Consider the following 14,736-nt stretch of genomic DNA (forward strand, 5'->3'; position numbering starts at 1 on the left):
GGGTTAGGCCCGCTAGGGGTTAGGCCCGCTGGGAGTTGACCCGCTGGGAGTTAGCCCGCTGGGGGTTTGGCCCGGTCGCCGCGTCGCTCGCGCAGCGCTGCGCCCTTGGCGTGGGCCTGGTCCCTCAGGTCCGCCTGGAAGGCGGTCATCCGCTCACGCAGCCCCGCGGCATACTGACCTTCGCCCGCGGCGAGGATGCGGGCGGCGAGCAGGCCGGCGTTCCTGGCCCCGCCGATCGAGACGGTGGCGACCGGCACCCCGGCGGGCATCTGGACGATCGAGAGCAGCGAGTCCATGCCGTCGAGGTACGCGAGGGGCACCGGCACCCCGATGACCGGCAGCGGCGTCACCGACGCGAGCATCCCGGGCAGGTGCGCGGCACCGCCGGCCCCGGCGACGAGCACCCGCAGTCCGCGGCCAGAAGCGTTCTGCCCGTAGGCGATCATCTCCTCCGGCATCCGGTGGGCGGAGACGACATCGGCCTCGTAGGGGATGCCGAACTCGTCCAGGGCCTGCGCGGCCAGCTCCATGACGGGCCAGTCGCTGTCGCTGCCCATCACGAGCCCGACGAGGGGTTGCTGGTCGCTCATTCGGTGATCACTCCTGCGAGGTATTCGGCTGCGTGACCGGCGCGCTCACGCAGCTGCGCGAGGTCGGTGCCGGAGACGTTGACGTGGCCGATCTTGCGGCCGGGGCGGACGCCCTTGCCGTAGAGGTGCACCTTGAGACCGGGGTCGCGCGCCATGATGTGCCGGTAGGCGGGGTAGAGCTCGGGGTAGTCGCCGCCGAGGACGTTGGCCATGACGGTGTGCGGCTCGCGAGGCGTGGGGGCTCCCAGCGGCAGGTCGAGCACCGCACGCAGGTGCTGCTCGAACTGGCCGGTGACCGCGCCGTCCATCGACCAGTGCCCACTGTTGTGCGGGCGCATGGCCAGCTCGTTGACGACGTATGCCGCGGCGCCGGTCCCCGGGTCACGCACCTCGAACATCTCGACGGCGAACACCCCCGTGACGCCGAGCTGCTCGGCGATCCGCAGCCCGGCCTCGGTGGCGACCGCGGCCAGGGTGGGGTCGAGGTCGGGCGCGGGCGCCAGGACCTCGGTGCAGATGCTGTCGGTCTGGACGGTCTCGACCACCGGCCAGGCCGCCGCCTGGTTGGAGGGGCTGCGGGCGATCAGGACGGCGAGCTCGCGGACGAACTCGACCTTCTCCTCGAGCAGGACCCCGTCGACCAGCGCGCCCTCGCTGCCCACGGCCTCGAGCCAGTCGCGCACCTCGTCGGTCGCGTGGATGACGCGGACCCCCTTGCCGTCGTAGCCGCCACGAGGCGTCTTGGCCACGATCGGCCAACCGACCCGCGCCGCGAAGGCCTCGACGTCGTCGGCGGTGCGAGCCCTCGCCCATGCCGGGCAGGCCACGCCGATCTCGGTGAGCCGCTCGCGCATCGCCAGCTTGTCCTGCGCGAACCGCAGCGCCTCGGGCGTCGGGTGCACCGGGATGCCTTCCGCCACAAGGGCTTCCAGCACCTTCGCGGGCACGTGCTCGTGGTCGAAGGTGACGACGTCACACTCCCGGGCGAAGGCCAGCACGGTCGCGACGTCGGTGTGGTCCCCCACCGGCGCCGAGGGGATGACCTGGGCGGCGGCGGCGTCCGGCGCCTCGGCCAGGACGCTCAGCGTGATCGCGAGCTCGGCGGCCGGCGCGGCACACATCCGGGCGAGCTGTCCTCCCCCGACGATGCCGACGACCGGGAAGCCTCCGGGGGCGCGCTGCGGTGACGTCACGCGGCGAGGATATCGGCCACGTCCTCGGACCGGACCCGCGCGTCCGCCGCACCGCCCGGCCGCCGGCTCCGGCTCCGGCTCCGACTCCGGCTCCGACTCCGGCTCCGACTCCGGCTCCGGCTCTCCCAGAGAGCTACGCACCGGTTCGCCCGCGTCCCACGGCAGCCGCAGATAGGCTCCTCGGGTGTCCGACAGCCCCTCCCTCGTCGCCCGCCTGCGTGGCACCGTCGACGTCCTCTACCGCGAGATGATCAAGTTCGGCATCGTCGGCGCGGTCGCCTTCGTGATCGACCTCGGCCTGTTCAACATCCTGAGGGCCACCGTGCTGTCGGGGTACGGCAACGGTCCCCTGTCGCGCGCGGTCATCGCGACGATCATCTCCGCGGCCGTGGCCACCTGCGTGGCGTGGGTCGGCAACCGGGCGTGGACCTTCCGGCACCGGCGCAACCGTCCCGTGCACCACGAGGCGCTGCTGTTCGCCCTCACCAACGGCGTGGCCCTGCTCATCCAGGCCGGCTGCGTCGGGTTCTCGCACCACTTCCTCGGGCAGGAGAGCCTCGTGGCCGAGAACGTCGCCAAGCTCGTCGGCATCGGCCTCGGCACGTTGTTCCGCTTCTGGGCCTACCGCAGGTTCGTCTTCAGCCACGAGCCCCTGACCGACACCTCGCCCCTCGCCGAGACCCAGCGCTGACCCCCAGTCGGGCGGGCCTCACCCGACAAGGGTGGCCTTCACCCGGGAACCGTTTCCGGGTCAAGCACACCTTTATCGGGTCACCCGATAAAGGTGCGACGAGCCGCAGAGTCAGCCGTCGGACTCGCTGAGGAAGAGCGCGAAGATCGCCGGCTGGGCCTGGATCAGCTCGAGCCGCCCACCGTTGGACTCGGCCAGGTCGCGGGCCAGGGCCAGTCCGAGTCCGGTCCCGGTCGTGGTCACCGACCGCTCGAAGATGTGGGGGGCGATGGAGGCGGGCACGCCTTCGCCCTGGTCGCTGACCTCGACGACCACGGAGGGGCCGCTGCGTCGGGCGTGGACGTCGACCGTGCCACGGCCGTGGGCGAGCGCGTTCTCGAGGAGGGTCGAGAGGACCTGGGAGAGGTCGACCGGCTTGGCCTGGACGACCAGCCCCCGCTCACCGTGCACGCGCACGCTGCGTCGGGCCTGCTCGAAGGCCGGCTGCCACTCGCGCTGGAGGGCGGCGATGACGGAGTCGAGCGACACGGTCGCCTTGGACTCGTCGCCACCCCGGCGGGTGCGGGACATCAGGTCGTCGACCACCTTGGTCAGCCGCTCGACCTGGTCCATGGCGATGCTGGCCTCCTCCTGAGCGACCTCGAGCTCGTCGGTGGCGGCGATCTCCTCCAACCGCATCAGCAGGGCGGTCAGTGGGGTGCGGAGCTGGTGGGACGCGTCGGCGGCGAAGTCGCGCTCGGAGGCGAGTGACTTGGTCAACCGCTGGGCGCTGCGCGCCAGCACCTCCGACACCTGGTCGAGCTCGGCGATGCCGGAGTGCAGGGGCTGGATCCGGGACTCACCCGCGCCGAGGCGCTCGGCCCGGTCGGCGAGCTGGGTCATGGGGAGAGCCATCCGCCGCGCCTGCCGGGTCGCCACGAAGACCCCCGCGGCGAGAGCCAGCACGGCCAGCCCGACCACGATGAGGAACAACCGGAGGGTCGTGGCGGTCGGCGTGCCCTCGTCGATCCAGTCGGCGACCACACCCCGGCCCTTGACGCTGGAGTTCCAGATCGCGAACACCACTGGGGCCATCGTGATCACGATGGCCAGACCCACCGCGAGCACGGTGGAGCGGATCAGCTGTTGCCGCATGGTCAGCGGTCAGATCTCGTCGCCGCGCTCGAACCGGAACCCGACCCCACGGACGGTGGCGATGTAGCGCGGCTGCGCGGCGTCGTCGCCGAGCTTCCGGCGCAGGACGGAGATGTGCATGTCGAGCGTCTTGGTCGACCCGAACCACGCGGTCTCCCAGATCTCCCGCATCAGCTGCTCGCGCGAGACGACCTTGCCCTGCTCGCGCACCAGCACCCGCAGGAGGTCGAACTCCTTGGCGGTGAGCTGCAGCTCCTCCTCCTTGAACCACGCGCGACGCCCCTCGGGGTCGATGCGCACGAGCTCGTGGGCGGACGGGGCGTCGGTGGGGTTGCGGCGCAGCAGCGCCCGCACCCGCGCCAGCAGCTCGGCCAGCCGGAACGGCTTGGTGACGTAGTCGTCGGCGCCGGCGTCGAGGCCGACGACGGTGTCCACCTCGTCGGCGCGGGCGGTCAGGATCAGCACGGGCACGGTGCGGCCCTCGGCGCGGATCCGGCGACACACCTCGAGCCCGTCGACATAGGGGAGACCGAGGTCGAGGACGACCAGGTCGGGGTTCTCCGCAGACGCCTCGAGAGCCGCCCGCCCGTCGGCGCGCACGTCGACGTCGTACCCCTCACGCCGCAGTGCGCGGGCCAGCGGCTCGGAGATGGCAGGGTCGTCCTCAGCGAGGAGCACACGGGTCATGGGGGTGATGCTATGTACTTTGGAGCCCGACTAGCGACCGGGCCACACCGGTCGGCGTTTTTCGTTGAACGCGGCGACGCCCTCCGCGCGGTCCGCGGAGAAGGCCGTGGCGGCCCAGTGGTCGTCCTCGATGCGCAGTCCCGAGGCCAGATCGGTGTCGAAACCCTGCCGCATCGCGGCCTTCGCGTTGCGCACGCCGACCGGGGAATGACCGGCGATCGTGGTCGCCAGCTCGAGGGCCCGGTCCCGGGCGGACCCGGCCGGCACCACCTCGTCGACCGCACCGAGTCGACAGGCGTCCTCCGCGGTGTAGCGCTGGGCGGTGAAGATCATCTGGGCCGCCCGCGACCAGCCCACCCGCCGGGTGAGCAGCTGGGTGCCGCCGCCGCCAGGGATGACGCCCACGCTCACCTCCGGGAGCCCGACGAGGGCGTCCTCGCCACAGATCACGAGGTCGCACGACAGCGCGATCTCGAAGCCGCCGCCCAGGGCGAAGCCGTCGACGGCGGCGATGGCGGGCACCGGGAGGTCCAGGACGCCGCGGTATGCCGCCTGCGCCAGGGGGCGCTGGGCGCGCAGGTCGTCGTCGGTGAAGGAGTTGCGCTCCTTGAGGTCGGCCCCGACGCAGAACGCCTTCGGGTGGCTTGACGAGACCACCACGGCCCGGACCTCAGCGTCCTGCGCGAGCTCGGTCGTGGCGGCGGCCAGCGCCCGCGCCAGGTCCGTGGAGACGGCGTTCATGGCCTCGGGCCGGTCGAGCACCAGCTCGGCGACGTGCCCACCCTCCCCGTGGCGCTCGATGCGGACGAGGTCTGAGCTCATGAGGAGGCCCTTCTGTCGGGGATGGCTTTGCGACCACCGGCGGAGCGGCGGAGCTCGCTCGGGGTGACCTGCCCGATGCCACGCAGCGTGCGGCGGCGCAGCGCGGTCGTCTCGAAACCGGACAACGCGGCCAGTGACGTCGCGAGCGCGTCGTCGACGAGCACCCCTCCCGCGGGCGCGACGCTGGTGAGCCGCGAGGCCCGGTTGACCGTCGTGCCGAACACGTCACCGAGCCGCGACAGCACCGGACCGACGGCCATGCCGACCCGCACATCGGGGAGCAGGTCGTCCTCGGCCATCGTCTCGACGAGGTCGAGGGCCACCGCAGCGGCGGGAGCGGCGCCGATCGTGACGAAGAGGATCTCGTCGCCCACGGTCTTGATCACCCGGCCGCCGTGGGCGGTGACGATGTCGGTCGCGAGCGCCTCGAACCGTTGCACCATCACGGCGAGCTGTCGCTCCGTCATCCGGCGCACGAGCGAGGTGAAGTTGACGAGGTCGGCGAACCCGACCACCCGTCGCACCCCTTGGTCAGACTGCTCCGGGTCGGCATCCGCGAGCATGCGCGAGATCGCGGCGGTGAGGTGGCGCCGCCAGGCGTAGATGAGGAGCGGCTCGAGCTCGTCTGCCATGTCGGTCAGCTTGCGGGCAGCGGCCTCCGCGGCGGCGAGGTCGGGCACGGCCCGCGCGTCGGCCTCGTCGAGGGCGGCCTCCAGACCGGGCGCCGCCAGCGCCTCGGCCATCAGCTGCGTCTGCCAGACGGCGAGCCGGTCGGTGGTGCGGGCGAACGCCCGGGTCATCGCGAGCGCCGTCGTCTCGTCGAGCTCCTGCTCGCGCACGAGGCGGGCGACGGCCATCAGGGCCATCTGGTCGGCCTCGGTGAACATCGCGTCGTCGTCCTCGACGTTCGGGAAACCCAGGGCGTGCCAGAACTTCCGGGCCGACAGCAGCGAGACCTCGGCGCCTCGGGAGACGTCGCGCCGAGCCATGGTGGCCGGCTTGCCGAGCAGGCGGGCCTCGAGGTCGTCCGGGCGCAGCGCCGCGAAGTCCTCCGGGCGCACCACCCGGTGCCGGCCAACCTCGGTCATGCCGTCACCCTAGGGCGTGTCGGCAGCGCCGGAACGCACGTGGACCACGTCACCGGCGGCCACGGCATACTCCGTGCCGGCGCTGGCGACCACGAGCCGTCCCTCGTCGTCCACGCCGACGGCGCGCACCCTGCGCACCTCGCCGTCGGCCACGTGCAGCTCCACCTCGCGGCCGATCGTCAGACAGGCCTTCCGGTATGCCGTGTGCACGCCGGCGCGCTCCTGCGCTCCGCCGCTGAGGGCGCCGTGCCAGCGGGCGAGGTGGGTGAGCACCGACACCACCAGGCTCTCGCGGCTCACGTCGGTGGCGCCGGCCAGCCGCAGTGAGGTGGCCGTGTCGACGGGCAGCTCCGCGCGGTCCTGGTCGACGTTGATCCCGAGCCCCACCACGATCCCCGCCGGCTGCAGCTCGCACAGGATCCCGCAGACCTTGCGCTCCCCGTCGGCGGCCAGCAGCACGTCGTTGGGCCACTTGAGCCCGCCGTTGAGGCCCGCGAGCTCCCCCAGGGCGTCGCGCACCGCCAGCCCGGTCGCGAGGGGCACCCAGCCCCGGCCCTGCTCCGGCGCGGGCACCAGCACCGAGAGCGTGACCGAGGTGCGGGCGGGGGTGTCCCAGGCCCGACCGAGCCGGCCCCGCCCGGCCACCTGGTGGTCGGTCACGACCACCCGCCACGGTTCGGCGAGGCGGGCGGCCTCGAGGTTGGTGGAGCCGAGCTCCGGGTGGACGTCGACCCCCGTCCACGGCTGACCCGGCGTGACCAACGCCTCGTGCAATGCCTCACGGTCGAGCGATTCGCGCATGCAGGCAAGGCTAGGCTCGCCGACATGGCGCAGACCACCGATTCCGTCGCTGATCCGCTCTCCGTGGGTGGCACCGACGTCCCCGACCCCGAGTCGGGCATCGACATCCATTCCACCGCGGGCAAGCTGGCCGACCTCAAGCGTCGGGTCGCCGAGGTCGCGCACGCCGGGTCCGAGCGCGCCATCGAGAAGCAGCATGCGCGGGGCAAGAAGACCGCCCGCGAGCGCCTCGAGCTGCTGCTCGACGAGGGGTCGTTCATCGAGATGGACAAGTACGCCCGCCACCGCTCGGTCGCGTTCGGCCAGGAGGCCAACCGTCCGTACGGCGACGGGGTGGTCACTGGCTACGGCACGGTCGACGGTCGCACCGTGGCGGTCTTCGCGCAGGACTTCACCGTGTTCGGTGGGTCCCTGGGCGAGGTGTTCGGCGAGAAGATCTGCAAGGTCATGGACTTCGCGATGAAGGTCGGCTGCCCGGTCGTGGGTCTCAACGACTCCGGTGGCGCCCGCATCCAGGAGGGCGTGGTCTCGCTCGGGCTCTACGGCGAGATCTTCCGCCGCAACGTGCACGCGTCGGGGGTCATCCCGCAGATCTCGCTGATCATGGGGCCGTGTGCCGGCGGGGCGGTCTACTCCCCCGCGGTCACCGACTTCACCGTCATGGTCGACCAGACCTCGCACATGTTCATCACCGGCCCCGAGGTCATCAAGACCGTGACTGGTGAGGATGTCTCGTTCGAGGACCTCGGCGGCGCCCGGGCGCACAACACCAAGTCGGGTGTCGCGCACTACATGGGCACCGACGAGGAGGACGCGATCGAGTACGTCAAGGAGCTGCTCTCGTACCTGCCGTCGAACAACCTCGAGGAGCCGCCGTCGTTCGCCGACGACGGTGACCTGCCGTCGCTCGAGGTGACCGACGAGGACCGCGAGCTCGACACGCTGATCCCCGACAGCGCGAACCAGCCCTACGACATGAAGGTCGTCATCGAGCACGTCGTTGACACCACAGCCGACGGCGAGGCTGACTTCCTGGAAGTGCAGCCGCTGTTCGCGCCCAACATCCTCGTCGGCTACGGCCGCATCGAGGGCCGCTCGGTCGGGGTCGTGGCCAACCAGCCGATGCAGTTCGCCGGCACCCTCGACATCGACGCCTCCGAGAAGGCCGCCCGGTTCGTCCGCACCTGCGACGCGTTCAACGTCCCCGTGCTCACCTTCGTCGACGTGCCCGGCTTCCTGCCCGGCACCGACCAGGAGTGGGACGGCATCATCCGCCGTGGCGCCAAGCTCATCTACGCGTATGCCGAGGCGACCGTGCCGCTGGTCACCGTGATCACCCGCAAGGCGTACGGCGGGGCGTACGACGTGATGGGGTCCAAGCACCTTGGTGCCGACATCAACCTCGCCTGGCCCACCGCGCAGATCGCCGTGATGGGCGCGCAGGGTGCGGTCAACATCCTCTACCGCAAGCAGCTCGCCGCGGCGGCCGAGGCCGGGGAGAACGTCGACGAGACCCGCGCCCGGTTCATCGCCGAGTACGAGGACACCCTCGCCAACCCCTACATCGCGGCCGAGCGCGGCTACATCGACACCGTCATCACGCCGAGCAACACCCGGATGAACGTCACCAAGGCGCTCCGAGCGCTGCGCACCAAGCGCGAGACGCTGCCGCCCAAGAAGCACGGGAACATTCCCCTATGACCACCCCAAAGACCGGCACAGTGCAGGCTCACGGCTCACGGGGCCCGGCCCTCTGATGGCCGACCCGACCGACCCCACCGACGGGGACCGCGACCGACCGCCGCTGCGGCTGGTCCGCGGCGAGGCGACGCCCGAAGAGGTCGCCGCCGTCATGGCCGTGCTGTCCGCGGTGTCCGGGGTGTCCGTGGAGGCACCCGAGCCGGCCCCGCGGCATACCTCGCGGTGGGCGTCGCGCGCGCAGGCGCACAGGCAGCCCCTGGCCCCCGGACCAGGCGCCTGGCGCGCCTCGGCCTGGCGCTAACCGATGCAAAAGGCGAGTTAGCGCCGCCTCAACTGCACGTCCCGACCCGACACCCGTCGCTCACCCATGCAAAAGGCGAGTTAGCGCCGCCTCAACTGCACGTCCCGACCCGACACCCGTCGCTGACCCATGCAAAAGGCGAGTTAGCGCCGCCTCAGCTGCACGTCCTGACCCGACACCCGTCGCTGACCCATGCAAAAGGCGAGTTAGCGCCGCCCCGCCCCCGGCTTCGCGACCGATCCACTCAAGCCACGAGTCCGCGCTGGGGGAAGTGACGCCGCCACGTGTCGTCGAGGACAGCCGGCACTGCTACGCCGTGCGACGTCAACTCCTCGTAGACCATCGTCAGGGTTTGGTCGGGTGTCTCGAAAAGGTCCTCGGCGCGGAGGACCACCACCGTCCATCCTCGACTGACGAGGTCTGCCCGCCGGGCTTCGTCGAGAATCCGCTGCTCCGGACGGTCGTGCCATCGCCCGTCGTACTCGATGGCCAGCTTCTGATCAGGGAATGAGAGGTCGAGCTGGTACTCCACCGTGCCGTCCGGTCGAAGCAGGGCATGGTTCACCACGGGCTCCGGCAAACCCGCGAGCACGAGGAGTAGCCGCACTCGGGTCTCGGGGCTCGAGTCCACCCTCTCCCGGCACAGCATTCCCGCATGCCGTGCGAGTCGGCGACCTTGACCGGGGTAGCGACTCGCCGCGGTGACGAGATCTGGCTGGGTGGTAACCCGCCGACGGAGCAGCTGGTCTGCGCACGCGGTGAGCTCCACGAGGTCGAGGGGACGGGCGAGGTGAAGCACCGTCTGCTCGGGAGTGGTGACAGGCAAACCGTGCCTCCGCGCATCCTTCGCGAACTCGTGGATGAAGCGATGCACCTTGATCCCCGGCAGCGTGCACGAGACAGCGCGCGTGAAGGCGACGTGGACGTTGGGATCGTCGGGGACGGCACCTCCCCACAGCCTGGCAGCGGTGTGGTGGCTGAACACGGCATCCGAAGGCAAGATCCGCAGCGCGGCGCGGCAGGTGACCACGAGCGTGTCCGGGATCGTCGAGGCCACGTAGACGTTGGGAAAGATCCTTCGGTATGCCGGTCCGCGCAGGGCGCGGTCGCTGATCGCCGCGGCGCGCGCCTCCGCGTGGGTGAACGGTTGGGAGGTGTCGAGTGGCGTGTGCATCCTCGTCACTGTGCCCTCGCACCGAGCCGCTGCCCGCCCCTTATCCACAGCAATGCGGACCGGGCGGCGCTAACTCGCCTTTTGCATGAGGTAGCGACGCTCAGGCGAGCTCGGCACCGGAGCTGCGGCGCCGCGCGATGGTCTCGCGCAGCTCGGCCGCCTCGACCTCGACCAGGCAGTCGGCCGCCAGCACCCGCTCCGCCGTGTCGAGGTCACCCATGAACGCGCGGAAGGTGTCGGGCACGGTGATGTCGTGGGTGGGCCGGGACACCACCTCGATGGCGTCACCCGGTCGCACCGTGCCACCGGTCACGACGGAGAGGTAGGCGCCGGTGCGCCCCACGTCGCTGAACCGCTTGACCCAGGCCCGCTCCCCCATCCGGGCCGCGAACGTGGCACACGGGATGCGCGGGCCACAGACCTCGAGCACCACCTCGTCGCCGACCGCCCAGCGCTCACCCACCAGCGCCCCGTCGACGTCGAGCCCGCTGGTCGTGAGGTTCTCGCCGAACATGCCGTGCGGGAGTTCGCGACCCAGCTGGTCACCCCACCAGTCGAGCTCCTCCCGCGCGAACGCGTAGACGGCTTGGTAGTCGCCCCCGTGGTGGCGGGTGTCGCCCAGGAAGTCGCCCTCGACCCCGCTGCCGAGGCCCCCGTGCTTGGGCCCCGGGGCACGCAGCACGGCCGAGTCCACCGGACGCTTGGCGATGCCGGTCACCCCGACGTTCTTGGCGGTGCTGGGCTCGGAGCGGCCGACGTTGAGGGACAGGAGGTGGGCAGCCATGGGACCAGCCTAGGGACGCCGGCAACGGGATATCTCTCGCAGAACCGCGCCGCAGCCCGGCGTCGGGGACCGATCCCGGCGACGGGATGTTGGCGGGCCGCCGTCAGGACGCTGGGGTACGTTCGCTCGCGTGAGCACTGAGACGACCTCCACGGCGCGCCCCGCGACAGACATCGACCGCATCGCCGACAACTACCTGGCGCGGGAGGTGCAGCTCAGCCCCATCACCGCGACCTTCCTCGGCATCGCCGGTCACGACGAGGAGCTCGACGACTACTCCCCGGCGGGCCACGAGGCGCACGCCGCGCTGCGGGCCGAGATCCTTGCCGAGCTCGACCGGGCCACCCCCGTCGACGACGTCGACCGCGTCACCCTCGCCGCGCTGCGCGAGCGCCTCGGGCTGGCCGAGGAGATCCACCGCGGGGGGCTCGAGGAGATGGCGCTCAACGTCCTCGCCTCGCCGCTGCAGTCGATCCGGGGCTGCTTCGACCTCATGCCTACCGCCACCGACGAGGACTGGGGCGTCATCAGCCGCCGCCTCGAAGCCGTCCCGGACGCCCTCGCCGGCTGGCGGGTGAGCCTGCTCAGCGCCTCGGCGAAGGGCAACATCTCCCCGCGCCGGCAGGTCGAGGCGTGCATCCAGCAGTGTGCCGACCTGGTCGCCGACGACGGCTACTTCGCCACGCTCGTGGCCGACGCCCGCCTGAGCCGGGGCGCCGGCCCCGGCGAGCTCGCCGACTCCACGAAGGGGTCCCTGACCAGCGCCGCCGAGAGCGCGTCGGCGGCCTACGCCGAGCTCGGCACCTGGCTCAAGGACCACCTGCTCGACGATGCGCCCCTCGAGGACGCCTGCGGCGAGGAGCGCTACGCCCTGCTGTCCCGTTACTTCCTCGGCGCCAAGGTCGACCTCGCCGAGACCTACGCCTGGGGCCAGCAGGAGGTCGCGCGGATCACGGCCGAGATGGAGCAGGTCGCGGAGCAGATCAAGCCCGGGAGCACGGTCAAGGAGGCGATCGCCGCCCTCGACGCCGACCCGGCCTACCAGCTGCACGGCACCGACGAGCTGCGGGCGTGGATGCAGAAGCGCGCCGACGAGGCCATCGCCGAGCTGGCCGGCACCCACTTCGACATCCCCGACCCGGTGCGCACCATCGAGTGCCTGATCGCCCCGACCCACACCGGCGGCATCTACTACACGGGCCCGTCCGAGGACTTCTCCCGGCCGGGTCGGATGTGGTGGTCGGTGCCGAAGGGCGTGACCGAGTTCGGCACCTGGAAGGAGCTCACCACCGTCTACCACGAGGGCGTCCCGGGCCATCACCTCCAGGTCGCGCAGACCGTGTTCCGCTCCGAGCGGCTCAACAAGTGGCGCCGGATGTCGGCCTGGACCTCCGGTCACGGCGAGGGCTGGGCCCTGTATGCCGAGCGGCTCATGGAGGAGCTCGGCTTCATGGACGACCCCGGCAACAAGATGGGGTTGCTCGACAGCCAGTCCCTGCGGGCCGCCCGCGTCGTCATCGACATCGGCGTGCACTGCGGGTTCGAGGCGCCGGCGGAGGTCGGTGGCGGCGAGTGGACCTACGACAAGGCGTGGCAGTACCTCAACGACCACGCCAACCAGGGCGAGGCGTGGCTGCGGTTCGAGCTCGACCGCTACCTCGGCTGGCCGGGGCAGGCTCCGTCCTACAAGATCGGCGAGCGGCTCTGGATGCAGCTGCGCGACCAGGTCGCCGAGCGCGAGGGAGACTCCTTCTCCCTCAAGGACTTCCACCGTCGCACGCTCGACCTCGGTGGCGTGGGGCTCGACACCCTGCGCGAGGCGGTGCTGGGCGAGCTGACCTGACCGACGGCCCGCCTGCAAGGATGAGCGGGTGAGAACCGCCGGCGCGATCGTCGCCATCATCGGCACCGTCATCCTCGTCGCCGGGTTCGCCCAGCGGCTGCGGGTGGCCGCGCCCCTCGTGCTGCTCGTGGTGGGGGTGGCGGTCAGCTACGTGCCGTTCATCCCCGAGCCCGAGCTGAGCTCAGAGGTCGTCCTCGTCGGCCTCCTCCCGCCCCTGCTGTATGCCGCGGCGATCCGCACGTCGCTCGTGGACTTCCGCGCCAACTGGGCCCCGATCCTCGGGCTGTCCGTGGGCCTGGTGCTGTTCACGGCGGCGGGGGTCGGGTTGGTCGTGTACTGGCTCCTGGGCGTGCCCTTCGCGGTGGCGTTCGCCCTCGGCGCGATCGTCGCGCCACCAGACGCCGTCGCGGCCACCGCCGTGGCCCGGCGGATCGGCCTGCCCAGGCGGATCGTGACGATCCTCGAGGGCGAGTCGCTGGTCAACGACGCCACCGCCCTGGTGTCGCTGCGCACCGCCATCGCGGCGTTCCCCCTCGCTGCCGCCGTCGCGGGCGAGCACGCCTCGGAGGTCTCGACAGGGTCGGTGGCGTTCGACTTCACCCGTGCCGTGGTGCTCGGGGTGGGCTTCGGGGTGCTGGTCGGCGTCGTGATCGCGTACGTGCGACGCAAGGTCACCGAGTCGGCCATCGACACCTCGATCTCGTTCATCGTCCCCTACCTCGCCTACCTCCCGGCCGAGCAGCTGCACGGGTCCGGCGTGCTCGCGGTGGTCGTCGCGGGGCTGTTGCTCGGGCACAAGTCGCCCATCGTGCAGAACGCGTCGTCGCGGGTCAGCGAACGGATCAACTGGTCCACGATCCAGTTCATCCTCGAGAACGTCGTCTTCCTCATGCTCGGCATGCAGATGCGGCGGCTGGTCTCCGACGCGAACGACACCGGCCCCGGGTGGGGGACGATCGTGGCGACCTGCCTGGCCGTGCTGGCGACCGTGATCATCATCCGGCCGATCTGGGTCTTCCCGTTCAAGTGGGTGCAGCACAAGTTCATGGAGGGTGAGGGCAAGTTCCACCCCAAGGCCGCCGCCGTCATCTCGTGGGCCGGCATGCGCGGCGTGGTCACGCTCGCCGCCGCGTTCGCCCTGCCACCCAACACCCCGCAGCGCTCGACGCTGGTGCTGGCCGCCATGGCCGTCACGGTCGCGACCCTGCTCCTGCAAGGACTCTCGCTCCCCTGGCTGGCCAAGGCCCTCGGCGTGCGGGGTCCGGACCCCCGCGAGGACGCCCTCCAGGAGGCGACGATCCTGCAGTCGTCGGTGGCCGCCGGCCTCAAGGCGCTGGAGGAGCACGACGACGTCGACGGCGACATCATCGAGACCCTCCGCGGACGCGCCGAGACCCGCACCAACATCGTGTGGGAGCGGCTCGGCCAGGGGCGGGCCGACGCGGTGGAGACGCCGAGCGCGACCTACCGCCGGGTGCGGATGATCATGCTCGACGCCGAACGCGCCGAGCTCCTGCGGATCCGCGACGGTGGCACCGTCGACCAGGAGGTCCTCGGCCACGTCTTCGCCCAGCTCGACATCGAGGAGTCGATGCTCGACCGGATCGAGGAGCGCTCCGACGAGCTGCGCGAGGACCCGTTGCTGCCGCCGGAGCGGGCCGAGGACGAGTGCGAGCACCTGGCCGCCCACCACGACCGCTTCGTGGCGCCGACCAGCCCGCACGGGTGCGAGGAGTGCCTGCGCGACGGCACGACCTGGGTGCACCTGCGGCTGTGCCTCGACTGCGGTCACGTCGGCTGCTGCGACTCCTCACCCCACAAGCACGCGTCCGCCCACTTCCGCGAGACCGAGCACCCGGTCATGCGCAGCTTCGAGCCCGGGGAGTCCTGGCGCTGGTGCTTCGTCGACGACCAGCTCGGCTGAGTC

14 protein-coding genes are annotated in these 14,736 nt (G+C 71.4%); 5 read left to right on the forward strand and 9 right to left on the reverse strand.

The window, feature by feature from the left end; all coding sequences use genetic code 11:
- Window positions 1-50: 50 nt before the first annotated feature.
- Both purE and ACXJKD_RS01425 read right to left on the reverse strand, forming a co-directional pair.
- A complete protein-coding gene (gene purE, locus ACXJKD_RS01420; RefSeq protein ID WP_457252540.1) occupies window positions 51-590 on the reverse strand; it encodes a 5-(carboxyamino)imidazole ribonucleotide mutase in 540 nt (179 codons plus the stop codon).
- On the reverse strand, window positions 587-1,783 hold the full coding sequence (locus ACXJKD_RS01425; RefSeq protein WP_457252541.1) for a 5-(carboxyamino)imidazole ribonucleotide synthase: 1,197 nt from the start codon (window positions 1,781-1,783) through the stop codon (window positions 587-589). Before ACXJKD_RS01425 ends, purE begins: the two co-directional genes overlap by 4 nt.
- A 184-nt stretch (window positions 1,784-1,967) precedes the next feature.
- Between ACXJKD_RS01425 and ACXJKD_RS01430 the strand changes: the two genes are divergently transcribed.
- Window positions 1,968-2,474 (forward strand): GtrA family protein, encoded by a 507-nt coding sequence (locus tag ACXJKD_RS01430; RefSeq protein WP_457252542.1) that lies wholly within the window; start codon window positions 1,968-1,970, stop codon window positions 2,472-2,474.
- A gap of 111 nt (window positions 2,475-2,585) precedes the next feature.
- Here ACXJKD_RS01430 and ACXJKD_RS01435 read toward each other — a convergent pair whose 3' ends face one another.
- From ACXJKD_RS01435 to ACXJKD_RS01455, 5 genes are read right to left on the reverse strand one after another with little or no spacing between them, the layout of a single operon-like run.
- The gene (locus ACXJKD_RS01435; protein WP_457252543.1) at window positions 2,586-3,608 is read right to left on the reverse strand and encodes a sensor histidine kinase; all 1,023 of its coding nucleotides are present in this window, start codon (window positions 3,606-3,608) and stop codon (window positions 2,586-2,588) included.
- 9 nt (window positions 3,609-3,617) lie between these two features.
- A complete protein-coding gene (locus tag ACXJKD_RS01440) occupies window positions 3,618-4,295 on the reverse strand; it encodes a response regulator transcription factor (RefSeq protein ID WP_056922896.1) in 678 nt (225 codons plus the stop codon).
- Window positions 4,296-4,325: 30 nt separating this feature from the next.
- Window positions 4,326-5,117, reverse strand: coding sequence for an enoyl-CoA hydratase/isomerase family protein (locus tag ACXJKD_RS01445; RefSeq protein WP_457252544.1), 792 nt, complete (start codon window positions 5,115-5,117; stop codon window positions 4,326-4,328).
- The gene (locus ACXJKD_RS01450; RefSeq protein ID WP_457252545.1) at window positions 5,114-6,205 is read right to left on the reverse strand and encodes an adenylate/guanylate cyclase domain-containing protein; all 1,092 of its coding nucleotides are present in this window, start codon (window positions 6,203-6,205) and stop codon (window positions 5,114-5,116) included. The genes ACXJKD_RS01445 and ACXJKD_RS01450 overlap by 4 nt, the downstream gene beginning before the upstream one ends.
- A 9-nt stretch (window positions 6,206-6,214) precedes the next feature.
- Entirely contained in the window at window positions 6,215-7,006 is a 792-nt protein-coding gene (locus ACXJKD_RS01455) for a biotin--[acetyl-CoA-carboxylase] ligase (protein WP_457252546.1), read from the reverse strand.
- 24 nt (window positions 7,007-7,030) lie between these two features.
- Here ACXJKD_RS01455 and ACXJKD_RS01460 point away from each other — a divergent pair, with 24 nt between their 5' ends.
- Both ACXJKD_RS01460 and ACXJKD_RS01465 read left to right on the forward strand, forming a co-directional pair.
- Window positions 7,031-8,707, forward strand: coding sequence for an acyl-CoA carboxylase subunit beta (locus ACXJKD_RS01460; RefSeq protein WP_457252547.1), 1,677 nt, complete (start codon window positions 7,031-7,033; stop codon window positions 8,705-8,707).
- 55 nt (window positions 8,708-8,762) lie between these two features.
- Complete coding sequence (locus ACXJKD_RS01465; RefSeq protein WP_457252548.1) at window positions 8,763-9,008, forward strand: acyl-CoA carboxylase subunit epsilon; 246 nt, start codon at window positions 8,763-8,765, stop codon at window positions 9,006-9,008.
- A 244-nt stretch (window positions 9,009-9,252) separates the two neighbouring features.
- Here ACXJKD_RS01465 and ACXJKD_RS01470 read toward each other — a convergent pair whose 3' ends face one another.
- Window positions 9,253-10,182 (reverse strand): DUF559 domain-containing protein, encoded by a 930-nt coding sequence (locus ACXJKD_RS01470; protein ID WP_457252549.1) that lies wholly within the window; start codon window positions 10,180-10,182, stop codon window positions 9,253-9,255.
- 100 nt (window positions 10,183-10,282) lie between these two features.
- Window positions 10,283-10,966: an MOSC domain-containing protein gene (locus ACXJKD_RS01475; protein ID WP_457252550.1), complete on the reverse strand. Its 684-nt coding sequence runs from the start codon at window positions 10,964-10,966 to the stop codon at window positions 10,283-10,285.
- Between the two features lie 130 nt (window positions 10,967-11,096).
- Between ACXJKD_RS01475 and ACXJKD_RS01480 the strand changes: the two genes are divergently transcribed.
- Together ACXJKD_RS01480 and ACXJKD_RS01485 are read left to right on the forward strand one after the other, a co-directional pair.
- Window positions 11,097-12,809: a DUF885 domain-containing protein gene (locus tag ACXJKD_RS01480; protein ID WP_457252551.1), complete on the forward strand. Its 1,713-nt coding sequence runs from the start codon at window positions 11,097-11,099 to the stop codon at window positions 12,807-12,809.
- A 28-nt stretch (window positions 12,810-12,837) separates the two neighbouring features.
- A complete protein-coding gene (locus ACXJKD_RS01485; RefSeq protein ID WP_457252552.1) occupies window positions 12,838-14,733 on the forward strand; it encodes a Na+/H+ antiporter in 1,896 nt (631 codons plus the stop codon).
- The last annotated feature ends 3 nt before the right edge of the window (window positions 14,734-14,736 follow it).

Source organism: Pedococcus sp. P5_B7, assembly GCF_054049895.1.